Here is a 24,434-nt window from a genome sequence, read left to right as displayed (position 1 = left end):
GCTTAGAGGGTCTTTACAGCCTTCTAAGCTGTGCTGAGTTATTTTTGGCACTCAATAAATAATTCACCTGAGTGTTTTCGCTTTCACGCCAATGCTTAGTGAAGGGATTGAAGCTCAGACCATGCAAGCTTTGCAAGCTAAAGTCATGTTTTGCCAGCATTTCAGCCATCTCACCAGGGCGCACAAAGTATCGCCAGTCATGAGTTCCTTTAGGTAACAGCCGCAATACGTATTCAGCGCCAATGATACCAAACAACCATGATTTTAATGTGCGGTTCAGTGTTGCCATGACTATGAGCCCTTTTGCATTGCATAGGGTGCAGCAGGTGTCGATTAATCCCTGTTGATCTGCAACATGCTCAATCACTTCTGTATTCAAAACCACATCAAAAGCTGACCAGCCTTCATCCACCAGCTCTTCAGCCAACTTATGCTGATAATCAACTTCCACATTGCTCTGCCGGGCATGGGCTTTGGCAACCTCGATACTTACGTCACTGCCATCGATGCCAGTGACACTGGCACCATGAAGGGCAAGGGCCTCACTGATAAGCCCACCACCACAACCTATGTCTAATATACGCAGTCCGCTGAGATTAACTTCACCATTATCGCTAAGAGGGGCGTTAAAGTGTTGCTGCAGCATGGGTAAAATAATTTTCAGGCGGGCATCGTTAAAAGCCAGTACATGTTTGAAAGCGCCATCAGGGTCCCACCAGGCTTGCGCCATCTGGTCAAAACGGGCCAGTTCCTGTTCGCGCTTAGCATCGCCAGCGACCACTCTTGTTTTCTGCTCTTTGCGTAACATGCACTTGCCCTAAATAAATTATTGCTAATGTTTTTAAATACGTGATTCCTGGCAGCTTGGATTGTTCTTTGAAAGCAATTCGCTGAATGCAGTATAAACAGCGTTAGCTATGAAGAAAGTTGTCGGGGCTAAATTCCAGACACAAAAAAACCTGCTTTTAAGCAGGTTTTTAATTGGTCGGCGTGAGAGGATTTGAACCTCCGACCCCTGACACCCCATGACAGTGCGCTACCAAGCTGCGCCACACGCCGACCGTGCTGGGTATCTTACTGAAATCCGTTAAAAAGACAAGCGCCAGTTTGTGTTTAGCGGCTGTTTGCCTACTTTCTCATCAACTTTAGTTATTTGGAGCGCTAAAGCGCTGCAGTTCCTGCAAGCTTTGGATTAGAACCGGGGTCGGAGGGGTGGCACCCGGCTTAAGTTCGCCCTCGGTGCTGTAGACTGCCATTTCCCCGTTTCTGTCGAGCAGCGTGATCTGTTGCTGTTCAAATATAAAAATCCGTGAATTGATACTTTGAACTCGGGGTAAACGACCAACTTCTCGCGTTAAGTCCCGGCCTGACGTAAAGGTATCGAAGTCTTCAGCGCAGGACATGAACCCCGACAGGGCTGTTGGCATGATGTCATTGATATGACTGAACTCATGCTCAGGCATTTCAATGTTAGCGCTCCACATGGGTACAGTGAATTGCTGACTTATGACAGGAAAGTCTGACTGTTCTTCGGTCAAATCAGCTGCTGGGGTCAGTGCTGTAATCAAAATACGCTGGTTATTCAGTTGCGCAGCCCGGATAGCCGTTAGCATGGCTTCAAAATCACCCTGGGTGGCAAAAATAACGGTCATGTGCGGGCTTGCCGGGCTTTGTTCCGGCCACAGTACGAGCTGCGACTGGATAGCACTGGGGGCCTGGTCTATTGGCCATTGCAGACTGTGGTAAAAATGTATCTGATGGCCAAAGTTATGCATGGTTTCCTGATAGGCTGGAGCAATTTCAGCTTGTTTTACTTGTTGTTGATATAAATCAGGAAGGCTGTAGACCAATTGGAAAGCGGCCGCCTCAACATCGCTGTGACTAATGCTTTGTCTGGCTAACGGCTGTATACCCGCCACCTGATTATTCATCTGAATTTGCTGAGCTGGCGTGAGCTGGTCAAAAGCAACAATTAAGGTTGAGCGGGCCTGGGGCTGTTTGGCACACAAAAGTGAGCTCAGTGGATATCGCAAACGCAGTTGTTCGCCATCAGTTAGTCGGTCACGCTGTGATTGATAGGTTTCTGGTGTTATCCAACCGTGCCTTGCCATTAGACTCTTAGCAGTGGTTGGGTAGGATAACGGCAACAGGTCATCCTGTTGTGTAATAGGGGTATATAAGGTGGCATCGGCCCAGATGTGGATCATATGGCTAGCCAGAAAACAACTTACCAGTATTGCAGTAATAGCGCCGCCAGTGTGATTATCGCGAATATTGTCCAATCGTTTCCAGGTCAGGTTGGCCAACGTCACTTGCAGCATCAGAATCAGCAGAAAACCAAAAATAACACCCAACAGACCAACAAAACTGGCACCGGCAAACAGAGTTTCGGCGTCGCGGGCCATTTGCGCCAGCGAATAGGTATTCAGGTGAAAACCGTATTGTCGGAAGAAGAAGGCATCAAACAGGAGGATAAAGATACCAAAGGAAGCGACCAGTGCACCTAAACCTCTTAACACTCGGGAGTATGGAAGAATAAGACAGAACGGAAACAAGAGGATAATAAAAAAGACAAACGGCAGAAAAGCGAAATGACCAATCCAGTTGATAAACAGATACAGGTTACCCAGCAAGCTACCTGTGGCATCTGCAGTTTCTATATATAACAGCCCGATAACCAGGCACAGCACTATGTTGCTGAATGTGAACCAATGGCCCCAGCTGATCAGACGAGCAATTCTGTCGCGCTTCTGGTGTTTTCCCATAAGAATTATTGTTATTTTTTGCTACTTTGCACTGATTGTAGCAGGATGCGAGAGAATTGTTCAGCAACCGCTTCACGTTTATCGGCTGATATGCCGCGGTTAATGACGTTGCTGACCGCGTTACCCAGGGTCATCATACAAAGGTCGACAGGAACCTGGTTATTCTCAAGGGGAGCAAGTACTTCTTCTAAAAGCTGATCTTGCTGTTGTTGGCTATATTTTGAAACAATGGGCATAAAGGCTACGCTAGCTACGTGATAGAATAGCCTGATAATATCATAACCAGTTGTGCAGGATAGACCCATATTATGAAATTAAGCCTTGAGAACAGTATTGTTCACCATGTTTTTCAGGACCCTGAGGGTAACTTCGGATTACGTCTGGCACCAGAGAGCCTGGGCGTGGAGCAGGAAGTTGAAGTGTTATTGGAAGAATTAACTCAGGTATATAACGCCAAACCAGCGAAAGGTTATGCCAGTTTCGTGGCTGCGGATGATCCCATATTTCAGGAACAGGAAGGTGAAGAAAGCATACCTGAACCAGAGTTCCCTAAACTGCTGAATGGCTGGTTGAAACAGGAAGTTGAATTTGTTGATTTTTCACAACAGGTAGCACGGCTACTTAGAAATGAACTGGAGCATTATCAGTTCCTGGATGCGGGTTTTTTACTCCTGGCAAATTACCAGCAAACTGGCGATGATTACCTGTTGGTGAGCTTCTTACCGGTGAAAGATGGTGTGACTGTGGGGCCGGATCTTTCGGTAGACCGCTCATCTCAGCTTGATATCAGTAAGGTGCAGTTAGCTGCGCGAATTAATTTAAGTGACTATCAGACCGGTATTAGTAACAGCCACTATATTTCTTTTATTAAAGGTCGCACAGGACGCAAAGTTGCTGACTTTTTCCTCGATTTCTTAGGCTGTGCTGAGCGTGTTAACGCGAAGAAAGAAACGGAGCAGTTGGTACAGTCAGTGCATGATTTTGTGAAGTCTGAAGAACTGGAACCGGAACAGGCCAGTGCGGTGCGCAAAGAAGTTTATGACTATTGTGGCGAGCAGTGGCAACAGGGTGAGCAGGTGCGGTTAACGGATTTGGATGAGCGCCTGACCGGGCAGGGTGCAACTTCCTCATTCAGTGCTTTTACCCAGCAGAATGAGTCTGAGTTGGCAGAAGAGTTTCCTGCGGATCGTACCAGTTTACGTAAGTTAATGAAGTTTCAGGGGCAAGGTGGTGGCTTGAGCCTTGCTTTTGAACAAAACATGTTAGGTGAACGGGTGCAGTATGATGTGCAGACAGATACCTTGACGGTTACCGGAACACCACCTAACTTACGTGATCAGTTACGTCGTTTTTATGGTGTAGATAGTTGAGTGGTGTGGGTAGTTGAGATAAGCAAATAAAAATGCCAGCCTGAAGAGGGCTGGCATTTTATGAGTTGGCTTGGGGCACTTTATGACTTGATATCTGTCGAATGAGGTACGATATGCACGGCATGCAGTCCTTTAGGACCTTCTTCAAGGTCAAACTGAACTTCCTGCCCTGCTTTCAGCGTACGGTAGCCTTCCATTTCGATAGTCGAGTAGTGCGCAAAAATGTCGCCGCTTTTTGTTTCGCTTTCAATGAATCCAAAACCCTTAGAGTTATTGAACCATTTAACCTTGCCGGTAGCCATACTTCTACATCCTTCTTGTTTTAAACAAGTTGTTTTGTCTGAAAGCTAAAAGTGCCTTCTTTTTGTTATGGAGCACCCGTTGAATTAATACAATTAAGGTACAATATCTACAATAGATAAGTGCAAAAATTAGTCAAGAAAAGATCGCAAAAAAAGAACATTTTTTTAACCTCTTATTAACTTTAACCTCTCAACAGAGAGCCAAATAGGGTCTATAGTAGTAACTATGAGTAGATTCAGTGATTCAATACCCCAGCATCACCTGGACGAAGACGTTGAGCAGGAAATTGCGCCGCCGTCTATGTACCAGGTGCTGTTGAATAATGACGACTACACCCCGATGGACTTCGTTATTGAAGTGCTGATACGATTTTTTAAACTTGATCAGGAGGCTGCAACAGATGTTATGTTGAAAGTGCACTATCAAGGCAAAGCTGTCTGTGGCGTTTATTCTGCTGAGATTGCTGAAACTAAAGTGGTGCAGGTAAATCAGTTTGCCCGTGAAAACCAGCATCCCTTGCTCTGTACGATGGAGCAAGCCTAATTTAAAGCAGTAAGGAGTGGCCCATGCTGAACAAAGCACTTGAACTAACCCTGAATGATGCCTTTCGTTTGGCACGCGAGCGACGTCATGAATTGATGACGGTTGAACACCTGCTGGTAGCGTTACTGGACAACCCGGATGCGTCCGATGCTCTTCGCTCTTGTGGGCTTAACTTTGAACAGCTGAAAGAAGAGCTGCTGAGTTATATTGATCGTAGCACTCCTAAGTTTGCGGATGACGACGAGAGCCTGGATACCCAGCCGACACTGGGGTTTCAGCGTGTTTTACAGCGCGCAGTTTTCCATGTGCAATCATCAGGCAACGCTGAAGTAACGGGTGCTAATGTACTGGTTGCTATCTTTAGCGAGCAGGAGTCGCAGGCTGTTTATCTGTTAAACAAACAGGATATTAGTCGCCTGGATGTAGTGAATTATATCTCCCATGGCTTTTCCCGCATTGAAGAAGAAGGGCCGGGTGACGAACAGGACCCAGAGGCTGCTGTTGCAGGTGCTGAGGAAGAACAAAGTTACTTACAGCGTTTTTGCAGCAACCTCAATGCCCTGGCGAAGAAGGGTAAAATAGATCCTCTTATTGGCCGTGAAAGAGAAGTCGAACGAACCATTCAGGTACTTTGCCGCCGGCGTAAAAACAACCCGTTGTTAGTGGGCGAAGCTGGGGTAGGTAAAACCGCTATTGCGGAAGGTCTTGCGTATCGCATTGTTAATGAAGATGTGCCGGAAGTTATTCAAGACGCGGTTATCTATAGCCTTGATATGGGCGGATTACTCGCCGGTACAAAGTATCGCGGCGACTTTGAGAAGCGCTTTAAAGCCTTATTAAAAGAATTGGATCAGCAAGAGAACGCGATTCTGTTTATTGATGAAATTCATACCATTATTGGTGCCGGGGCGGCATCCGGTGGGGTTATGGATGCGTCAAACCTGTTGAAGCCACTGCTAACTAATGGTGAGCTCAAGTGCATAGGTTCTACCACCTATCAGGAATTTAAAAATATTTTTGAGAAAGACCGGGCATTGGTTCGTCGTTTTCAAAAAATTGATGTGCCTGAGCCGTCGGTTGAAGACACCACCAAAATTCTGCTGGGTCTGAAAGAGCGTTATGAGTCGCATCATGGCATTCGTTATACCCAGCCGGCGATTCGCGCCGCTGCAGAGCTGGCGGCCAAGTACATTAACGAGCGCCACTTGCCGGATAAGGCGATTGACGTGATGGACGAGGCGGGCGCCAGTCAACGCTTGCTACCACCTTCTAAGCGTAAGAAAACCATTGGTGTTTCGGATATTGAACTCATAGTATCGCGCATTGCCCGTATTCCTGAACAGTCAGTGTCACGCACCGATCAAAGTATGCTGGAGCAACTGGACCGTAACCTGAAAATGGTGGTCTTTGGTCAGGATCAGGCGATTGATAATCTGACCGCTGCGATCCGCCTTTCGCGTTCCGGTCTGGGCAGTGAGAACCGTCCTGTGGGTTCCTTCATGTTTGCGGGTCCTACCGGTGTGGGTAAGACTGAGGTTACGCAGCAACTAGCTAAGGCGATGGGCGTGGAGTTACTACGCTTTGATATGTCGGAGTATATGGAGCGTCACTCGGTGAGCCGATTGATAGGTGCACCTCCAGGTTATGTGGGTTATGAGCAGGGCGGTTTATTAACCGACGCTGTCATTAAGCAACCTTACAGTGTGGTGCTATTGGATGAGATCGAAAAAGCGCATAGCGATGTCTTTAATATCCTGTTGCAGGTCATGGATAATGGTGCTTTAACCGATAACAATGGGCGCAAAGCTGATTTTCGTAATGTGATTCTGGTGATGACAACCAATGCTGGTGTTCGTGAAACGGTACGTAAGTCGATCGGCTTCCAGCAACAGGATCACAGCGTCGATGCCATGGCGGAAATTAATAAAGTCTTTACACCGGAGTTCCGTAATCGTCTGGATAGCATTGTCTGGTTTAATCATCTGGATACTCAGGTGATTGAGCAGGTGGTGGACAAGTTCATATGTGAACTACAGGCGCAGCTGGATAAGAAAGGCGTTTCTATGGAAGTGGACTCTGCTGCTCGCGACTGGCTGGCAGTTAAGGGCTACGATAAAGAAATGGGTGCCCGGCCGATGTCCCGTGTCATACAGGAACACATTAAGAAACCGCTAGCGAATGAAATTTTATTCGGTTCATTGCTCAAAGGCGGTAATGTCGAGGTTACTGTTGAAAGTGAAAACTCGGAAACCCTGAGTTTCACCTATGACAATGAAAGTGAAGCTGCATTAGCTTAAAGCTTAACAGTGAAGCTTAAAACGTAAAAAACCCGGCGTCAGCCGGGTTTTTTGATTTTATCTTGCAAGGTGCTGTTAATTAACGGGCACGGAAAACGATACGACCTTTTGTTAAGTCGTAAGGCGTAAGCTGAACTGTAACTTTGTCACCAGTCAGGATACGGATGTAGTTTTTGCGCATTTTACCGGAAATATGAGCAGTCACAACGTGACCGTTTTCCAGTTCAACGCGGAACATAGTGTTCGGCAGGGTATCCAGGATCACGCCCTGCATCTCAATGCTATCTTCTTTCGCCATTAAACCCTCTAAATTTTGTATTAAAAATCGCGCTGGAAAAAACTGTGAGGAATTCTAACGCTTTTTAAACAGAATTACCAATGAAAGCACAGTCTATTGCCTGAGGAACCAGTAAATTCGGGTCCATAGGACGATCTACACCTAGTGCCAGCGTGTGTAAAAACCGCTCACGAGGCATTTCGATAGCACCAAGGCTATTTAAATGAAGACTGGGCAGCTGGCAATCAATCAGGCGCAAGCCGCCGGCTAATAAGTGTTCGCGCAACGCCAGTAAGGCAATTTTAGACGCATTATCAGCACGATGAAACATGCTTTCGCCACAGAATGTCTGGCCTACCAACACACCATATAAACCACCAATAAGTCTGTCACCTTGCCAGACTTCGATTGAGTGTGCATGGCCCATTTCGTGAAGCTGTGTGTAAGCATGTTCCATTTCACCGGTTATCCAGGTTCCCTCCAGTTCAGCTCGCTGATCGGCGCAGGCCTGAATAACTTCCGGGAAAGCTTTGTTGATAGAACATTGATAATTACAGCGACGAAGAAACTTACGCAGACTGCGACTAACATGCAGCTGGTGGGGCATAATCACGCCGCGGGGGTCTGGACTCCACCAAAGAATAGGGTCTTCCGGGCTGAACCAGGGGAAAATGCCCTGATGATAGGCTTTTAATAGTCGTTGTGGGGATAAATCGCCACCAACCGCCAGCAACCCATTGGGTTCTGGCAGCGCTGTCCTGGGGTCAGGAAACAGGTGTTGGTGGCTGGATAGCTGAGCTAACATAGATTGTTAGCCTCGCACTTATTTATTATGCTCAAGCTGATCAAGGAAACGTTCGGCATCCAGTGCGGCCATGCAACCAGTACCGGCAGAGGTAATCGCCTGACGGTAAACATGGTCACTGACGTCACCTGCAGCATAAACACCTTCGATGCTGGTTTGAGTGGCGTTGCCATGACTTCCGGTTTGTACCTTGATGTAGCCGTTTTCCATATCCAGCTGCCCGGCGAACATATCGGTATTAGGTTGATGACCAATGGCAATAAAGGCACCCTGAACTTCAAGTTCATTCAGTTCGTCACTGCGGGTATCTTTAATGCGCACGCCAGTAACACCCATATTGTCACCTAATACCTCATCCAGAGTTTTATGCAGGTGCAGAGTAATGTTGCCATTCTTAGCTTTATCCATCATACGGTCGATGAGTATTTTTTCTCCACGGAAAGTGTCACGACGATGGATGAGGTGCACTTCACTGGCAATATTTGACAGATACAGAGCTTCTTCAATGGCAGTATTACCACCACCAACGACACAGACTTTCTGATTGCGGTAGAAAAAACCATCACAGGTAGCACAGGCACTGACGCCTTTGCCTTTGAATGCTTCTTCTGAAGGCAGTCCCAGGTATTTAGCAGAGGCACCGGTCGCGATAATCAGCGCATCACAGGTGTATTCACCACTGTCGCCTTTGAGTACGAAAGGGCGTTGCTTCAACTGCACTTCATTGATGTGGTCAAAAATGATTTCAGTATCAAAACGCTCGGCATGTTTTTGCATGCGGACCATAAGGTCGGGGCCGGTCAGGCCTTCCGCATCACCAGGCCAGTTTTCTACATCTGTTGTAGTGGTTAATTGACCGCCTTGTTCAATGCCGGTAAGAAGTACGGGGTCTAAGTTGGCGCGGGCGGCATAGACAGCGGCAGTGTAGCCAGCAGGTCCGGAACCAAGGATTAGTAATTTACAATGCTTTGCATCAGCCATGAAGAGTCTACTCCACTATCTTCAATCTACAAAAAAGTGGACTCATTGTAGGGGCTTATGCAGGGGGGGTAAAGAGCCAGTGATAATAATCACTGGCTCTTTTTAGTGCAGAAAAATGAACGGATTAACCCAGAGCTTCAAGCGGGTCTATATATTGCAGATTCAGTTCTTCACCCAGGTCGTCATGAATAGCTTTATAGGTGATTTTACCTTTGTGCATATTCAGACCGTCAAGCAGGTTTTTATTGTTACGCATAGCTTCCAGGCCGTGGTTAGCCAGAGCAATACCGTAAGGTAATGTGGCGTTGTTCAGCGCGATAGTAGAGGTACGCGCTACACCACCTGGCATGTTGGCAACACAGTAATGCACTACATCTTCGATCACATAAGTAGGATCCTGATGCGTGGTGGCTTTAGAAGTTTCAAAGCAGCCGCCCTGATCGATAGCAACGTCAACCACTACTGAACCAGGCTTCATGTTTTTCAGGTGTTCACGGGTCAACAGCTTAGGTGCTGCAGCGCCGGGGATAAGCACAGCGCCAATTACCAGGTCTGCAGTTCTGGAATAGTGGTCAATGGCATCTACTGTTGAGTAGATAGTTTTAACCCGACCGTTGAAGATATCATCCAGCTCACGCAAGCGTGGCAGTGAACGGTCCAGTATAGTGACTTCAGCACCCATACCAATGGCCATTTTCGCGGCGTTGATACCTACCACGCCGCCACCGATAACCAGTACTTCAGCAGGGGCCACACCAGGAACGCCACCTAACAGAGTACCGCTGCCGCCATGGGCTTTTTCCAGATGGTGGGCACCGGCCTGGATAGACATACGGCCAGCCACTTCACTCATCGGAGCCAGCAGTGGCAAACCACCGCGGTTGTCAGTAACCGTTTCATATGCAATTGCTGTAACACCAGCTTCAGCCAGCAGTTTAGTTTGTGTAGGATCCGGTGCCAGATGCAGGTAGGTATAAAGAATCTGACCTTCGCGCAGTTGCTTGCACTCATTAGGCTGCGGTTCTTTTACTTTTACGATCATGTCCGCTGAGGCAAAAATTTCTTCCGGTGTATCAGCAATGCTGGCACCGGCCTGAATGTAGTCTTCGTTGGTAAAACCAATGGCGGTACCACCATTGGTTTCCACGATAACCTGATGACCGTTTTCAACATATTCGCGCACTGCTGCTGGCGAAAGGCCGATACGGTATTCGTGGTTTTTAATCTCTTTTGGTACACCAATTAACATATAAAAATTGCCTCAATAGACGTGTAAAAACTTGGCAAAAGTATAGCCTACAGAGGGCCGGACTTACTCACTTTTTTTATGGTTAAAATTAGGTAAAAATGCTATAAATATAGAATAAATCAGTACAATAAACCCTAAAAAGCGAATAGGTTGGATAAAATGACTATTGACAGGACCGACCGTAAAATTTTGCGCATCCTGCAGGGAGATGGCAGAATTTCAAACGTAGCCCTGGCTAAAGCCGTGGGGTTAAGCCCAACGCCTTGTTTGGAAAGGGTTCGTAAGCTGGAGCGGTTAGGCGTTATTGAGGGTTATTTTGCCCGGGTAAATCCTGATAAACTAGGCTCACCGCTGCTGGTCTTTGTCGAAATCACCTTAACCCGGACTTCAGCCGATTCTTTTGCGGAATTTAGCGATGCAGCACGTAAGACCGACGAAATACTGGAATGCCACCTGGTGTCAGGGAATTTTGATTTCCTGATAAAAGCCAGAGTTGCAGACATGGCTGCCTACCGCCGTTTACTGGGTGAGACTATTCTAAATATGCCTGGTGTTAATGAATCACGTACTTATGTGGTGATGGAAGCAATAAAGCAGGAAAATAAAGTCCTGATAAAGGGCTGATTTCATGCCTCATTCAGTTACAATCAAGACAGGAATTAAAAAGCGCCTATGGCAAACGGAAAGTATATGACAGGTGTGCAAAGATTACTGGAAGTTGGGCTATTGCTCTCCGGAGCACTGGCAGTCTTTCTGCTGGTGTCCTTAGTGACGTTTCATCCGGCTGATCCGAGCTGGTCGCAGTCAGGGCATACCGGCGATATTCAGAACGCAGCGGGCGCTATTGGTGCCTGGTGTGCTGATATATTATTGTTTGTGCTGGGTTTTGTGGCCTACTTGATGCCTTTTGTGGTGATCAGTTTTGGTTATCTGCTTTTCCATCGGCCTCATGAGCTGTTAAGCCTGGACTACCTGGGTGTCAGCTTGCGTATTATTGGTGCCTTATTGTTATTGACTGGTGCGGCGGCGTTATCCAGCCTCAACTTCTCTGATATTTATTATTTTTCCTCCGGCGGTGTGCTTGGGGATGTGGTTAGTGGCGCTATGTTGCCCTATTTTAACCTGCTCGGTACGACTTTGCTGTTACTGACCTTCATGATGACAGGTTTCACTCTGGTGACGGGCTGGTCCTGGTTAACTATCGTTGACCGTATTGGTCATTACTGCATTGTTGCTTCGTTATGGCTGGTGAATAAAGTTCGTGGGCAGGGCGGTCATAGAACTGGAACCTCTTTAATAAAGACTTCGGATAAAAAGGCTCAGGATCCGGAGTTTGCGCTGGAACATCACGGTGAAGCTGACTTTACGCTGGATGATGATTTCAGCGGTAAGCCGAAGTCTGATAAGAAAAGTTGGTGGAAACGTTTATTGCCCGCTAAAAAAGAGCGTATCAATCGCGAACAACGGGACACAGACTACAGCTGGGATGAAATGCCATCGGCAACATCAGATTTTCATGAAGAGCCCGATAACCTGCCTTCACTGCAAGCGTATGACGAGGCAGATGATATTGATCTGTCTGATTTAGATGAACCTTTTACGCAGGGTAAAACGGCATCACCGGCAAAACGCAGCGTAAAAATGGATGCAGGCTCGCCAACAAAAACGAAGCCTAAACCGGTAGTGCAGCGGGATCAGACTGATTTGCAGGAGCGTTTGCTACCTACTATTGAGCTACTCGATCGTCCTAATAAAACCACTAATCCCTTGACCCAGGAAGAGCTGGATCAGATTAGCAGCACGCTGGAAGCTGTCCTGAAAGACTTTGGCGTTGAAGTTCAGGTCGCTGGGGTACAGCCTGGCCCTGTAGTTACTCGTTTTGAACTGGACCTGGCTCCAGGGGTTAAGGTCAGCAAAATTTCTAACCTGGCAAAAGACATTGCCCGCAGTCTTTCTGCGCTGGCGGTACGTGTGGTTGAAGTGATACCAGGCAAATCTTATGTGGGTCTGGAATTGCCGAATAAATCCCGCGAAATAGTCTGGCTGCGCGAAGTTATTTCCTGTGATGCTTTTCAAAAATCAGCGTCACCCTTAACTATGGTGCTGGGCAAAGACATTGCCGGAAAGCCTGTGGTTGTTGATCTGGCAAAAATGCCTCACTTACTGGTGGCCGGCACTACAGGTTCAGGTAAATCTGTGGGCGTTAACGTCATGATTCTGAGTCTGCTGTATAAGTCGCAGCCGGAAGATGTGCGGCTGATCATGATTGACCCTAAAATGCTCGAGCTGTCGGTCTATGAAGGCATTCCGCATCTGTTAACCGAAGTAGTGACTGATATGAAAGATGCCGCCAATGCACTGCGTTGGTGTGTCGGTGAAATGGAACGTCGTTATAAACTGATGTCAGCGGTTGGTGTACGTAATCTGAAAGGTTACAACGCGAAGGTGGCACAGGGTATTGCCGACGGTGAGCCGCTGAAAGACCCTACCTGGAAACCTGGCGATAGCATGCATGAAAGCGTGCCGGAGCTGGAGCACTTACCGCACATTGTGGTGGTTGTTGACGAATTTGCTGACATGATGATGATTGTCGGTAAAAAAGTCGAAGAGCTCATTGCCCGCATTGCGCAAAAAGCGCGGGCAGCGGGCATTCACTTAATATTGGCCACACAGCGTCCTTCCGTGGATGTGATTACCGGTCTTATCAAGGCCAATATTCCAACCCGCATTGCGTTCCAGGTGTCTTCAAAAATTGATTCGCGCACTATTTTGGATCAGTCCGGTGCCGAGCAGTTATTGGGGCAGGGCGATATGCTTTATTTACCACCTGGTAGTGGTGTACCAACCCGTGTGCATGGTGCCTTTGTTGACGACCATGAAGTACACGCGGTTGTGGCGGACTGGAAATCGCGGCAGAAACCTAAATATTTGAATGAAATTTTAGCCGGAGACAGTAACGAAGATGGGTTATTGCCGGGTGAGCAACCAAGCATTGGTGATGAAGAAGCGGATGCTTTATTTGATGAAGCTGTGGCTTTTGTGACTGAAAGCCGTCGCGTTTCTGTATCCAGTGTGCAGCGTAAGTTCCGTATTGGTTACAATCGCGCCGCGCGCATTGTCGAACAAATGGAGATGACTGGGGTCGTATCTACCGCAGGCCATAATGGCGCCCGTGAAGTATTAGCTCCACCACCACCGAGGGATTAAGATGAAAACAGTTGTAAGCCTGATGGCAGCCTTGTCATTCTTTGCAGTCAGCGCTGCCAGTGCCGATGAAACCGCTGAACTGCGTGATCGTTTGCAGGAGATAGACACTTTGCAGGCTCAGTTTGAGCAGCGTGTTTATGATGAGCGTGATCTGTTGCAGGAAGAACTGCAGGGCGAGTTGACTCTGAAACGCCCTCATTATTTGCATTGGGAAACCTCGCAGCCGGATCATTCAGTGATGGTAGCCGATGGCGAAAGTGTCTGGTATTACAATTCATTTATTGAGCAGCTGAGTATTTTCGATCAGGCACAAAGCCTGGAGCAGAATCCGATGCTGGTTTTATTAAGCGACAGTGATGAAGCCTGGAGCGATTTTGCAGTGACCCGGGAAAACGACTACTGGATCATCCGTGACCGTACGCAGGGTCAGGTTACCGTGGCTTTGTCGGTGGCTTTTGACGAAGAAGGTTTGCTGAATCGGTTGCGTGTAGACGATGGTCAGGGCCAAATCAGTGTGTTTGAACTTTCTGAAGTTACTTTAAATCAGAATGTCGCCGCGGATAAGTTCACTTTCAGCGCGCCTGAAGGGGCAGAAATAGACGATCAGCGGACGAACCCTTAAACGCCCGCTTAAAGGAGTTCATTGTGGCCGATAACCTGAGCCTGGATCTGGGTGCTGATAACTCGGCGCCTGATTCCGCATTAAGCTTTGACCCAACGGCCCCATTAGCGGCTCGTATGCGCCCGCGTACAGTAGATGAATATATAGGTCAGCAGCATTTGCTGGCGGCCGGTAAACCGCTACGCACCGCGATAGAGCAGGGCCATTTGCATTCGATGATTTTCTGGGGACCGCCAGGTACCGGTAAAACCACCTTGGCGGAAATCATTGCTAATGCTGCCAATGCCCACGTTGCCCGTTTATCAGCGGTAACCTCCGGTGTTAAAGATATCCGTAAAGCCATAGATGAAGCCTCTCTGCGCCGCAAAAGCGGTGTTCGTACATTGTTGTTTGTAGACGAGGTGCACCGCTTTAATAAAAGTCAGCAGGACGCGTTTCTGCCTTTTATTGAAGATGGCACCATAGTTTTTGTTGGCGCCACCACCGAAAACCCGGGCTTTGAACTGAATAACGCTTTGCTCTCCCGAGCTCGTGTGTACCGTTTACGCTCGCTGGATAAAGAAAGCCTTGGCAAGGTACTGCAGCAGGCTTTGCAGGACACTGAGCGAGGCTTAGCCAGCTTGCATATTGAACTGACGGACGACGCACGTGACTATCTGATCCAAACTGCAGATGGCGATGCACGCCGGCTTTTAAATTACCTTGAAGTAGGCGCTGATTTTACAGAACCGCATGGTGATAGCATGCGCCTGGACTTACCGGTACTACGCGATGCCATTGGTGAAAAAACCACTCAATTTGATAATCAGGGCGAACTTTATTATGACCTCCTGTCGGCCTTTCATAAGTCGGTACGGGGCTCGTCGCCAGACGGCGCGCTTTATTGGTACTGCCGTATTCTGGCCGGTGGTGGCGACCCTTTAATTGTCGCCCGGCGTTTGCTTGCTATTGCCTCTGAAGATATCGGCAATGCCGACCCCAGAGCCCTGCAACTGGCATTAAATGCCTGGGATACCTATACAAGGGTAGGCCCATCAGAAGGCGAACGGGCCATTGCCCAGGCCGTTATTTATTGTGCCAGTGCCGCCAAAAGCAACGCTGTATATAAAGCATTTAATGCCATGCTGGCACAGGCGAAAGAAGGGCCTGATTACCCGGTTCCTGAACATATACGCAATGCGCCCACCCAGGTGCACAAAAATGAAGGCTTTGGTGCTGGCTATCGTTATGCCCATGACGAACCGCATGCTTATGCCGCTGGTGAGCGTTACTTGCCGCCAGAGCTGGCTAATCAGGACTGGTATCAGCCCTCAGAGCGTGGGCTGGAGAAGCAGATTGCAGAGAAAATGCGTCGTTTAAAAGCGCTGGATGAAAGCAGCGGAAACAAACGTGATGGTGATTAACTCGTTACCTGAAATTGAATTGTGGCAGCTTGCCGCGCTTTGTCTGGGCGGCAGCGTTGGAGCTATCCTCAGATATACAATTACTCAGCTAACACTAAGCTACAGTGAGCGCTGGCCCTGGTCGACCTGGCTGGTCAATGTCACCGGCGCACTAGCGCTGGGCTTCTGCACTGGCTTGTGGGCTAATGAAAGCTTCACCCTGGCATTTTATTTCTGGGAACTGGGCGTACTGGGGGCTTACACCACCTTTGCTACTTTCTCTCTGGAAAGCTTGAAATTATTAAGAAAAGGCCGCTGGCTGAGCGCTGTACTCTATGTGGGCAGCAGTGTCTTTGCCTGTGTTCTGGCCTTGTTATTTGGGTATCAGCTCGGAGCTTTGTTATGATGAGCCGGATCCTGCCCAGAGAGATTAATCCCGCTAGTTGGCGTGGCAAGTTAAGCATTGCCTGGCTGGTAGGTTGCGGAGCTTTTATTGGCAGCGCCGCGCGCTTATTGGTAACCTTAACCGCATACAGCTGGTTATCGACGGATACTACAAGTGTAATATGGGTATGGGTGCCGACGCTGGCGGTGAATATCACCGGATCACTGGCACTGGGTTACCTGGCTTCTCGTATTGCCAGTAGCGGCCAACAAGGGCTCTGGTTGTTGCTTGGGGTAGGCTGTCTGGGGTCGTATACGACCTTTTCTGGTTTCGCATTGGATATTGTACTGATTGCCCAGCACGGCAGTTGGTTGTTAATGAGCATTTATGGTTTTAGTTCGGTACTGCTGAGCATTGCAGCGGCCGGGCTGGGTTTTTATTGGGCTAGCCGACACGTGAGAACTTGATGTTAGACGCAAAACTTTTTCGAGATAATAATTTAGAACAAACCGCAGAGCGCCTGAAAACCCGTGGTTTTATATTGGACACGGCAAAACTGGCGGCGCTGGAAACCCAGCGCAAAGACTTGCAGGTGAAAACCGAAGAGCTGCAGAACGAACGTAATACGCGTTCCAAAGCCATTGGTCAGGCGAAAGCTAAAGGCGAAGACATTCAGCCGTTGCTGGATGCTATTGGCGATCTTGGCGAGCAGCTGGATCAGGCTAAGCAGCAGTTGAATGAATTACAGGGCGAGCTGCAAAGTATCCTTCAGGGCGTGCCTAACTTGCCGGACGAGTCGGTACCTGTGGGCGCCGATGAAGATGAAAATCAGCAAGTGCGCCATTTTGGTGAACCAGGTCAGTTTGATTTTGAAGTCAAAGATCATGTTGATGTGGCGGCGGGTCTGGGCAATGGTCTGGACTTTGATAGCGGTGCTAAGCTGACCGGCGCCCGTTTTGTGGTCATGAAAGGCGGCGTAGCACGTCTGAATCGTGCTTTGACTCAGTTTATGCTGGATTTGCATACCCAACAACACGGTTATGAAGAAACCAGCGTGCCTTATATCGTCAATCATGACACTTTGTACGGCACAGGCCAGTTACCTAAGTTTGGCGAAGATCTCTTTCATGTGGAAGGGGAAAGCCAGGATCGGGTCGCTTTATCCTTGATTCCTACCGCTGAAGTGCCTTTGACCAATCTGGCCCGTGATGAAATTCTCGACGAATCAGAGCTGCCGTGGAAACTGACCGCGCATACGCCTTGTTTTCGTTCCGAAGCCGGTTCCCATGGTCGTGATACCCGCGGACTCATTCGTCAGCACCAGTTTGATAAAGTCGAATTGGTACAGCTAGTACAACCTGAACATTCGATGGCGGCTTTAGAAGAGCTGACCGGACATGCTGAGAAAGTGCTGCAGTTACTTAAGCTGCCTTACCGGGTAATGCTGTTATGCACTGGTGATATGGGTTTTGGTGCCCGCAAGACTTACGATTTAGAAGTCTGGTTACCAGCGCAGAATACCTATCGTGAAATCAGCTCCTGCTCTAATATGGGCGATTTTCAGGCGCGTCGTATGCAGGCTCGTTTCCGCCGTCAGGGCGCGAAAAAGCCGGAGTTGCTGCACAGCCTGAATGGCTCCGGGCTGGCGGTAGGCCGCACGCTGGTAGCTGTGCTGGAGAACTATCAGCAGGCGGATGGCTCGGTCATAGTGCCTGAAGTATTACGCCCTTACATGGGTGGTACTGAGGTCATTGCAGCCAGTTAAATGCACTTTTAGTTAGATGCATTTGGCTGGTTTAGGCAGCCCGGCAATCCGGGTTGCCTGCTTAGCCGGCCCTTTAGGAAACAGCTTGTATAAATAACGGCTGTTTCCTTTATCTTCGCCCATGCTCTGTTTGACCGCTTTGACCAGCACCCGCATAGCGGGGCTGGTGTCATAAGTTTTATAGAACTCGCGCACAAAAGTCACCACTTCCCAGTGTGCAGGCGTCATCTCAATCTGTTCAAGACTCGCGATATATTCAGCCAGCTCTGGCGACCAGTCGTCCAGATGTAGCAGATATTCATGTTTATCTGTAGCATATTCAGTGCCGTTAAATTCAATCACGAAATAACCTCTTACCAGTCAATGCTGGCATCATGGGCAACGACTAAATCAACCCAGTCCGCATAATCGATCCACTGCACACTGGCAAATAACTCTGGATTGAGTCCGCGTGCCAGGGCATCAGTTTTGAGCGCATGGCAGCGGGGCCCGAACTGAGCGTCGCCCACCAGTTGATAGAGGGCATCGGCGCGCAGTAAAACACTGTCCTCATCGGACATACTGTGAATCACGCTGATCCCGCGCTGAAAACTTTCAAATGAAGAGAAGACATGCAACAGGGCCATATTAAAACCTCACCACTTTAGTGCTTAGCGCCAGTTTTTGTTGTAATGCCGCGCTATCCAGCGTTGTTGCCTGAAGGCTTAAAGCGTCAGCGTTCAGCCCTCGTTCAGCAAGCGACTGAGCGCAGACATAGAGCTCTTCCATTTCGAAGACTTCAGCCAGGATACGGTACTTAACCAGCGCGTTTTTACGTTCAATTGCACTGGTATCCTGATTAATAAGCTGCCAGACGCCGTCGTGCATAAAAAACACCTGCACCGGCTGGTCCATGCTTACCGCCATCATGATCATATCCAGTGCGTTACGGGCGACATCGCTACTGTGCGGGGTCTGTGTATTGATAAATGTCAGCATAGGATCCTCTAAAACTGTACCAGATGGTCGCTTTCAGCCTGAGCTGCCATGTACTCAGCCAGCCCGCCAGCCTGATAACCTGGCGTCAGGTTGCCCTGAGCAAAGTCTGGTAAATCATTGGCTGGTACTACACCGTGGCGTGCACCGACGGTCGCGCAGATCACTAGTTCAATCCCATGTTGTTCCGCAAATGCCTGCCACAGAGCACCGCTGTCCTGTTCATCACCGGGACGGTGGGCGAGAGCATTGCCGTGTTGTACGGCGTCGCCGTAGAAGAACACCTGCTTGATTTCATGCTGCTTTTGCAGCGCCGCTTTGGCAAACTGCAGTGCACTGTAACTGTGATGCCCCTGATGAGGGCCATGCTGAATGATTAAGGTAAAACTGGCCATAAAGAATACCGGCTAAGATTTTAATAAGTAGAAGTATAAACAAAAACGCCCCGTCTGTAGACGAGGCGTTTTATTCGGCATTAAACTCTTATATTAATCGCGGGTAAATGCCATTAACAGGTTCAGTAAGCTGATGAAAATGTTGTACAGCGATACAAACAAAGTCACAGTCGCCAGAATGTAGTTGCGCTCACCGCCGTGGATGATAGCACTGGTCTGCATCAGAATGGCACCTGATGAGAACAGGATAAACAATGCACTCAGCGCCAGGCCTAAGGCCGGGATAGCGAGGAACAGGTTAGCGACAAAACCAACTACGATAACCACGAAACCAGCAACCATCATACCGCCCAGGAAAGACATGTCTTTCTTGGTGGTCAGCACATAAGCGGATAAAGCGAAGAAAATAAGCGCGGTACCGCCCATCGCAAGCATAATGATGTCGCCACCACCGCCGGCTAAGACCATGTTCAGAATAGGGCCTAGCGTATATCCCATGAAACCGGTCAGAGCAAATACAGAAAGTAGACCCGCTGAACTGTTAGCGGTTTTATGAACCAGAAACAATAAGCCATAAAAACCAACCAGCATCAGTAAAATGCCAGGGTGTGGCAGGTTCATGGCACTGCTGACACCAGCAACGATGGCACTGAATGCCAGAGTCAGAGCCAGCAATGAATAAGTGTTACGCAGTACTTTATTTGTCTCGACCGCCGCAGCGTCCTGACGAGTTGTATGGACTGTTGGATTGTTCATAGTCGTTATACTCCAGTTTCCTTGCACATATGAGCTTGTATACTGACTTAACTCACTTCATTTAGTTCCCATATTCTACCTTATAATAACCCCTTGTGTACAAGTCGATTTGCAGGACAGGGTGATAACGGAGGAAAGATGATTAACCGTGGTGTTTTATTGCTTAAATACAGACAACCTGCTTTGGACTGGATTAATGATCTGAGCGGTAAAGAAACCGGTGCAACTAAATTAACTTTAGCGGATTTAAACCAGCAACGGCTTGTTTACCTGATTAGTCTTGAGGACGCGGAAGCGCCGGAGGCCTGGTTAAAACTTAATTATGAAGAGGTTTTTGTGGCTGAGCTGGAAAGTCGTTTTGCTGATCAGGGAGCCTGGCCGCAACATCGCAGTTATAAACTCTTTCGTGAATGGTTTGATTTTGAATGCCACTCGACAGTTCTGGATACGCTGGATGCGCCGATTGAAGATGAAACTGCGGGTCTTTCGCTTCCTTCCCGTCAGCAGAATGAGTTGCGTTATAAACAGGGGGTTGTTGATTGGGAGAAGTTGCATCAAAAGGCGAAGCGTAGGGGCTGGTGATTGGCTTGCTTTGGAGGTTTCCACGGCAGGCCGAGCCTGCCCTACGGCAGAATTGGAGGTAGGGCAGGTTCCACCTGCCGTCCGATCCCACCGGATATCGGGAGATTTCCACGGCAGGCCGAGCCTGCCCTACGGCAGAATTGGAGGTAGGGCAGGTTCCACCTGCCGTCCGATCCCACCGGATACCGGGAGGTTCCCACGGCAGGCTGAGCCTGCCCTACGGCAGAATTGGAGGTAGGGCAGGTTTTACCTGCCGTGGCGATGTTTAAAACGGCGGTGATATTTTAGAATGAAGGGATAGTGCTCACAGCGCTTTGCGCTGTTGAGGGAGGGATTGATTCGCGCCATCCCTGGCGCTCACCCTGCGGGCGTTGCCGTTGGCAACGTCCAAAACGGCTGTCCTGCCGTTTGGTCGAACCGAGGGGTTCGAACCAATCCGCCTTCACCAACAAATCAAACAAAAAAGCCCCTTCGCTTTTATGATTAGGGGTGGTGCTCACAGCGCTGTGCGCTGTTGAGGGAGGGATTGATTCGCGCCATCCCTGGCGCTCACCCTGCGGGCGTTACCGTTGGCAACGTCCAAAACGGCTGTCCTGCCGTTTTGTGATCTCGCGCTATCCATGGGCTTCGCCCTGCGGGCGTTGCCGTTGGCAACGTCCCAAACGGCGTCCTGCCGTTTGGTCGAACCGGGGGGTTCTCATCAAAACCTCCCACTTCACAAAACCAAAAAGAAAAGGCCCCACCGCAAGGTGGGGCCTTTTCTTTTTAATTTGGCGGAGAGGGAGGGATTCGAACCCCCGGTGGGAATAAACCCACGTCTGATTTCAAGTCAGGTGCATTAAGCCAGGCTCTGCCACCTCTCCGGAGTCTGTCGGAACAGAACGAGGCGAATATTAAAGAGCTGAGCGCTGCTTGTAAAGCGCAAATTGAAAAAAAGTTACTGACTGCCTTGTTTTTAAACAGAGTGTACAAAATGAAAGCAGTCGTTTTAGGGCTGGAACATGGGTTATGTTTCTAATGAAGAACTCTTGCCGGTGGTTTTTTAGTCGTATGAAAATAAAAGAATTATTTTATAATTATAGGCTAAAAAAGTCTTGCAGCTGGTTAAAAAATGAACTAAATAAAAATAAGCAGTACCCGAAAGTCAACACATAAATAACACAAGGATGTATAACAATGCGACAAATAATATTAGCTGTACCCAGAGGCATATACCGGTCAGGACTGGCGTCGGAAATCCGTAGCGAGGGGTGGCGGGTGGACGATACTGTGAATAATCGGCATGAGCTATTGGCTGCTGTAGATAGTAACTATCAAAAGCTGATCATTCTAAGCGCTGATTTCTGTAGTCAGGGTTCTAAATCACTGATTCGTGCAATGAAACGCGTACGTTCAGACACCAAAGTACTATTCTGGAGCTTCGACCTGATTTGCGCTATCGATCATTTCACTTCAGAACAGGGCATAGATGGTTATATTTACCAGTATGTTGAGACTCAGGAGGTTCTGAAAGCCTGCAGTGTGCTACATAGAGGGCAGCGCTACCTGACACCTTATCTGGCGAGCCTGTTTCGACGACTGCGTGATCAGAATGAACAACAACCACTTTTAAAAGGCCTGAGCAAACGTGAGCGCCAGGTATTGCAGTTGCTGTGTAGCGGGGCCACTGTGACGGAAATTGCTCAACGGCTTTATATTTCCCGTAAAACGGTTAATACGTTTCGTTATCGGCTGTTTAAGAAAACGGGGGTGAGCGGGGATGTGAAACTGACTCATATTGCTATTGGCACTGGCCTGATACCACTAACACCGATACCTAAGGAAGAGGGGGTTATTCCGGTACTAAGCTAAGCCTGACCACTTCTGTAAGGCGACAACAAGTAGATATTTTGGTATGCTACAAGCATTATTTGTTGTCGCTTTTTTACTATCTTCATGGAACAAACCTTCGATGCTCAGGCATTTGTTGCCAACCTGACTCACCAGCCTGGTGTTTATCGTATGTACGATAAAGACGAGGTGGTGATTTATGTGGGTAAAGCCAAAGACTTACAGAAACGAGTCAGTAGCTATTTTCGTAAGCAGGTCGATGCGGTAAAAACCCGGGCGCTGGTGAAAAATATAGCGCGCATGGATGTAACTGTGACCAATTCAGAAGCGGAAGCTTTGATTCTGGAAAACAGTTACATTAAGAAATATCGGCCCCGCTATAACGTGCTGCTGCGTGACGACAAGTCTTACCCTTATATTTTCATTTCCAGTCATGAACACCCGCGCATTGCTTTTCATCGGGGAACCCGGCGTGAAAAAGGCGAGTATTTTGGGCCTTTTCCAAATGGTTCTGCAGTACGCGAAAGCTTACGTTTATTACAAAAACTTTTTCCCGTACGTCAGTGTGATGACAGTTATTACCGGGCGCGTAGTCGACCTTGTCTGCAGTATCAGTTAAAACGCTGTCTGGCACCCTGTGTGGGCTACCCGGAAAAAGACGAATATCAGCATCAGGTTGAATTGGCTAAACTCTTCCTGCGGGGTAAAAATCAGCAGGTAATTGATAATCTGGTGACCCGTATGGAAGCGGCCAGTGCCGAACTTGAGTTTGAAAAAGCGGCGCGTTTTCGCGACCAAATCGGCAATCTCCGACAGATTCAGGATCGCAATGCGGTCAGCGGTAACCAGGATATACTGGATGTCATTGGGCTGCATCGCGAGTCTGGCTTTTCCTGCATTCAGGTGCTTTTTATTCGTGACGGTCAGGTACAGGGCAGTCGTAGTTACTTCCCCAAAGTTCCCGCCCATACGGAGAATACGGAAGTCCTGGAGTCTTTTCTGATGCAGTTTTACCTGAACCAGCAAAGAGCCAGCCAGATACCTGCTGAAGTTATTTTGCCGGCCAGTGACCTCAAAGCCAGTACTCTGCAGCAGGCGTTAAGCGAAGCCATAGGCAAGAACATCAAATTCAATAGCAACAGCCGTGGTGATCGTGCCCGTTATCAGGCGTTAGCAACTAAAAATGCGATGAACTCGGTGGCCAGTAAACTGGGTTCACAAACGACCATGACCAATCGCCTGCAGGCATTAAAGATAGCCTTGCATAAGGCGGATATGTGGCAGCAGGATAAACCAATCGAGCGCATGGAGTGTTTTGATATTTCGCATACTTCTGGCGAGCAGACAGTGGCTTCCTGTGTGGTGTTTGATCATGAAGGGCCCCGTAAATCAGATTACCGGCGTTTCAATATTAAAGGTATTACCCCAGGCGATGATTATGCCGCCATGCTACAGGTGATGCAGCGGCGTTATAAACATGCCATTGAACAGGAAAATGTACCCGATATACTTTTTATTGATGGTGGCAAAGGGCAATTGAAGCAGGCTGAAGTGTATTTTCGAGACTGGCCGCAGCCGCCATTGCTAATTGGTGTGGCAAAAGGGGAAAGTCGTAAGCCAGGCCTGGAAACGCTATTTTTCGGTTATACTCATAAAGCAATTCAACTAAATGAAGATGACGCCGGACTGCATTTAATTCAGTATATAAGGGATGAGTCTCATCGTTTTGCCATTACCGGGCATCGCCAGCGGCGTGCAAAAGTTAAAAAAACCTCCACACTTGAAGAAATTGAAGGCATTGGGGCGAAGCGCCGGCAAACTTTATTACAAAATCTGGGTGGATTGCAGCAGGTGAAAAGCGCTAGTATAGAGCAACTTACACAAGTACCCGGAATCAGTCGTAGTATGGCTGAGAACATTTATCATGCCTTTCGGGATGAGTAAC

General features: G+C 48.4%; 26 protein-coding genes and 2 tRNA genes. 13 read left to right on the top strand and 15 right to left on the bottom strand.

The genetic code is table 11. From position 1 onward, the window contains the following. Nucleotides 1–13 precede the first annotated feature (13 nt). The 4 genes from ubiG to CWE09_RS03940 form a co-directional block, all read right to left on the bottom strand. Entirely contained in the window at nucleotides 14–808 is a 795-nt protein-coding gene (gene ubiG, locus CWE09_RS03955; RefSeq protein WP_126802707.1) for a bifunctional 2-polyprenyl-6-hydroxyphenol methylase/3-demethylubiquinol 3-O-methyltransferase UbiG, read from the bottom strand. A gap of 174 nt (nucleotides 809–982) precedes the next feature. Continuing rightward, nucleotides 983–1,059: transfer RNA gene (locus tag CWE09_RS03950), tRNA-Pro, on the bottom strand. 86 nt (nucleotides 1,060–1,145) lie between these two features. Then, a complete protein-coding gene (locus CWE09_RS03945) occupies nucleotides 1,146–2,765 on the bottom strand; it encodes a DUF3413 domain-containing protein (RefSeq protein ID WP_126802706.1) in 1,620 nt (539 codons plus the stop codon). 11 nt (nucleotides 2,766–2,776) lie between these two features. Then, nucleotides 2,777–3,001, bottom strand: a complete 225-nt coding sequence (locus CWE09_RS03940; protein ID WP_126802705.1) for a YejL family protein — start codon at nucleotides 2,999–3,001, stop codon at nucleotides 2,777–2,779. A 72-nt stretch (nucleotides 3,002–3,073) separates the two neighbouring features. Here CWE09_RS03940 and yejK point away from each other — a divergent pair, with 72 nt between their 5' ends. Further along, nucleotides 3,074–4,135, top strand: coding sequence for a nucleoid-associated protein YejK (gene yejK / locus CWE09_RS03935; RefSeq protein ID WP_126802704.1), 1,062 nt, complete (start codon nucleotides 3,074–3,076; stop codon nucleotides 4,133–4,135). Between the two features lie 80 nt (nucleotides 4,136–4,215). On the opposite strand, the gene cspD is transcribed toward yejK, so the two are convergent. Beyond that, a complete protein-coding gene (cspD, locus tag CWE09_RS03930; protein ID WP_126802703.1) occupies nucleotides 4,216–4,437 on the bottom strand; it encodes a cold shock domain-containing protein CspD in 222 nt (73 codons plus the stop codon). A gap of 226 nt (nucleotides 4,438–4,663) precedes the next feature. Here cspD and clpS point away from each other — a divergent pair, with 226 nt between their 5' ends. Next, nucleotides 4,664–4,981 carry an ATP-dependent Clp protease adapter ClpS gene (gene clpS, locus CWE09_RS03925; RefSeq protein WP_126802702.1) on the top strand — a complete coding sequence of 106 codons (318 nt, stop codon included), beginning with the start codon at nucleotides 4,664–4,666 and terminating at the stop codon, nucleotides 4,979–4,981. 23 nt (nucleotides 4,982–5,004) lie between these two features. Then, on the top strand, nucleotides 5,005–7,278 hold the full coding sequence (clpA, locus tag CWE09_RS03920; protein WP_126802701.1) for an ATP-dependent Clp protease ATP-binding subunit ClpA: 2,274 nt from the start codon (nucleotides 5,005–5,007) through the stop codon (nucleotides 7,276–7,278). A 79-nt stretch (nucleotides 7,279–7,357) separates the two neighbouring features. On the opposite strand, the gene infA is transcribed toward clpA, so the two are convergent. The 4 genes from infA to ald all read right to left on the bottom strand — a co-directional run bounded on the left by infA (nucleotide 7,358) and on the right by ald (nucleotide 10,590). Next, nucleotides 7,358–7,576 (bottom strand): translation initiation factor IF-1, encoded by a 219-nt coding sequence (gene infA / locus CWE09_RS03915; RefSeq protein ID WP_126802700.1) that lies wholly within the window; start codon nucleotides 7,574–7,576, stop codon nucleotides 7,358–7,360. Nucleotides 7,577–7,640: 64 nt separating this feature from the next. After that, nucleotides 7,641–8,360 carry a leucyl/phenylalanyl-tRNA--protein transferase gene (gene aat / locus CWE09_RS03910; RefSeq protein WP_126802699.1) on the bottom strand — a complete coding sequence of 240 codons (720 nt, stop codon included), beginning with the start codon at nucleotides 8,358–8,360 and terminating at the stop codon, nucleotides 7,641–7,643. Nucleotides 8,361–8,378: 18 nt separating this feature from the next. After that, a complete protein-coding gene (gene trxB / locus CWE09_RS03905; protein ID WP_126802698.1) occupies nucleotides 8,379–9,341 on the bottom strand; it encodes a thioredoxin-disulfide reductase in 963 nt (320 codons plus the stop codon). 124 nt (nucleotides 9,342–9,465) lie between these two features. Further along, the gene (gene ald, locus CWE09_RS03900) at nucleotides 9,466–10,590 is read right to left on the bottom strand and encodes an alanine dehydrogenase (protein WP_126802697.1); all 1,125 of its coding nucleotides are present in this window, start codon (nucleotides 10,588–10,590) and stop codon (nucleotides 9,466–9,468) included. A gap of 159 nt (nucleotides 10,591–10,749) precedes the next feature. Here ald and lrp point away from each other — a divergent pair, with 159 nt between their 5' ends. From lrp to serS, 7 genes are all read left to right on the top strand, one after another. Further along, on the top strand, nucleotides 10,750–11,214 hold the full coding sequence (lrp, locus tag CWE09_RS03895) for a leucine-responsive transcriptional regulator Lrp (protein WP_126802696.1): 465 nt from the start codon (nucleotides 10,750–10,752) through the stop codon (nucleotides 11,212–11,214). 66 nt (nucleotides 11,215–11,280) lie between these two features. Beyond that, nucleotides 11,281–13,797 (top strand): DNA translocase FtsK, encoded by a 2,517-nt coding sequence (locus CWE09_RS14320; RefSeq protein ID WP_126802695.1) that lies wholly within the window; start codon nucleotides 11,281–11,283, stop codon nucleotides 13,795–13,797. A 1-nt stretch (nucleotide 13,798) separates the two neighbouring features. After that, nucleotides 13,799–14,419, top strand: a complete 621-nt coding sequence (lolA, locus tag CWE09_RS03885) for an outer membrane lipoprotein periplasmic chaperone LolA (RefSeq protein ID WP_126802694.1) — start codon at nucleotides 13,799–13,801, stop codon at nucleotides 14,417–14,419. 116 nt (nucleotides 14,420–14,535) lie between these two features. Continuing rightward, nucleotides 14,536–15,822 (top strand): replication-associated recombination protein A, encoded by a 1,287-nt coding sequence (locus tag CWE09_RS03880; RefSeq protein WP_126803905.1) that lies wholly within the window; start codon nucleotides 14,536–14,538, stop codon nucleotides 15,820–15,822. Next, nucleotides 15,812–16,207, top strand: coding sequence for a fluoride efflux transporter FluC (locus tag CWE09_RS03875; RefSeq protein WP_241974345.1), 396 nt, complete (start codon nucleotides 15,812–15,814; stop codon nucleotides 16,205–16,207). The genes CWE09_RS03880 and CWE09_RS03875 overlap by 11 nt, the downstream gene beginning before the upstream one ends. After that, entirely contained in the window at nucleotides 16,204–16,653 is a 450-nt protein-coding gene (locus CWE09_RS03870; protein WP_126802692.1) for a FluC/FEX family fluoride channel, read from the top strand. The genes CWE09_RS03875 and CWE09_RS03870 overlap by 4 nt, the downstream gene beginning before the upstream one ends. Further along, complete coding sequence (gene serS, locus CWE09_RS03865; protein ID WP_126802691.1) at nucleotides 16,653–17,951, top strand: serine--tRNA ligase; 1,299 nt, start codon at nucleotides 16,653–16,655, stop codon at nucleotides 17,949–17,951. Before CWE09_RS03870 ends, serS begins: the two co-directional genes overlap by 1 nt. Before the next feature lie 12 nt (nucleotides 17,952–17,963). On the opposite strand, the gene CWE09_RS03860 is transcribed toward serS, so the two are convergent. The 5 genes from CWE09_RS03860 to CWE09_RS03840 form a co-directional block, all read right to left on the bottom strand. After that, nucleotides 17,964–18,293 carry a TusE/DsrC/DsvC family sulfur relay protein gene (locus CWE09_RS03860; RefSeq protein ID WP_126802690.1) on the bottom strand — a complete coding sequence of 110 codons (330 nt, stop codon included), beginning with the start codon at nucleotides 18,291–18,293 and terminating at the stop codon, nucleotides 17,964–17,966. An 11-nt stretch (nucleotides 18,294–18,304) separates the two neighbouring features. Next, nucleotides 18,305–18,577 carry a DsrH/TusB family sulfur metabolism protein gene (locus CWE09_RS03855; protein ID WP_126802689.1) on the bottom strand — a complete coding sequence of 91 codons (273 nt, stop codon included), beginning with the start codon at nucleotides 18,575–18,577 and terminating at the stop codon, nucleotides 18,305–18,307. 1 nt (nucleotide 18,578) lies between these two features. Next, the gene (gene tusC, locus CWE09_RS03850) at nucleotides 18,579–18,929 is read right to left on the bottom strand and encodes a sulfurtransferase complex subunit TusC (protein ID WP_126802688.1); all 351 of its coding nucleotides are present in this window, start codon (nucleotides 18,927–18,929) and stop codon (nucleotides 18,579–18,581) included. 8 nt (nucleotides 18,930–18,937) lie between these two features. Next, a complete protein-coding gene (gene tusD / locus CWE09_RS03845; protein WP_126802687.1) occupies nucleotides 18,938–19,321 on the bottom strand; it encodes a sulfurtransferase complex subunit TusD in 384 nt (127 codons plus the stop codon). 93 nt (nucleotides 19,322–19,414) lie between these two features. After that, nucleotides 19,415–20,077, bottom strand: coding sequence for a Bax inhibitor-1/YccA family protein (locus tag CWE09_RS03840; RefSeq protein WP_126802686.1), 663 nt, complete (start codon nucleotides 20,075–20,077; stop codon nucleotides 19,415–19,417). A gap of 138 nt (nucleotides 20,078–20,215) precedes the next feature. Here CWE09_RS03840 and CWE09_RS03835 point away from each other — a divergent pair, with 138 nt between their 5' ends. After that, nucleotides 20,216–20,659 carry a hypothetical protein gene (locus tag CWE09_RS03835; RefSeq protein ID WP_126802685.1) on the top strand — a complete coding sequence of 148 codons (444 nt, stop codon included), beginning with the start codon at nucleotides 20,216–20,218 and terminating at the stop codon, nucleotides 20,657–20,659. A gap of 771 nt (nucleotides 20,660–21,430) precedes the next feature. Here the strand turns inward: CWE09_RS03835 and CWE09_RS03830 are convergent. After that, nucleotides 21,431–21,522 (bottom strand) — tRNA-Ser (locus tag CWE09_RS03830). A gap of 313 nt (nucleotides 21,523–21,835) precedes the next feature. On the opposite strand from CWE09_RS03830, the gene CWE09_RS03825 reads away from it, so the two are divergent. Together CWE09_RS03825 and uvrC are read left to right on the top strand one after the other, a co-directional pair. Beyond that, the gene (locus tag CWE09_RS03825) at nucleotides 21,836–22,510 is read left to right on the top strand and encodes a LuxR C-terminal-related transcriptional regulator (RefSeq protein ID WP_126802684.1); all 675 of its coding nucleotides are present in this window, start codon (nucleotides 21,836–21,838) and stop codon (nucleotides 22,508–22,510) included. Nucleotides 22,511–22,594: 84 nt separating this feature from the next. Continuing rightward, a complete protein-coding gene (gene uvrC / locus CWE09_RS03820; RefSeq protein ID WP_126802683.1) occupies nucleotides 22,595–24,433 on the top strand; it encodes an excinuclease ABC subunit UvrC in 1,839 nt (612 codons plus the stop codon). Nucleotide 24,434 lies beyond the last annotated feature (1 nt).

This window comes from Aliidiomarina minuta (genome assembly GCF_003987145.1).
Classification (GTDB): domain Bacteria; phylum Pseudomonadota; class Gammaproteobacteria; order Enterobacterales; family Alteromonadaceae; genus Aliidiomarina; species Aliidiomarina minuta.
The sequence above is the reverse complement of the archived record's forward strand: the minus strand, read 5'-3'. Positions and strand labels throughout refer to the sequence as shown.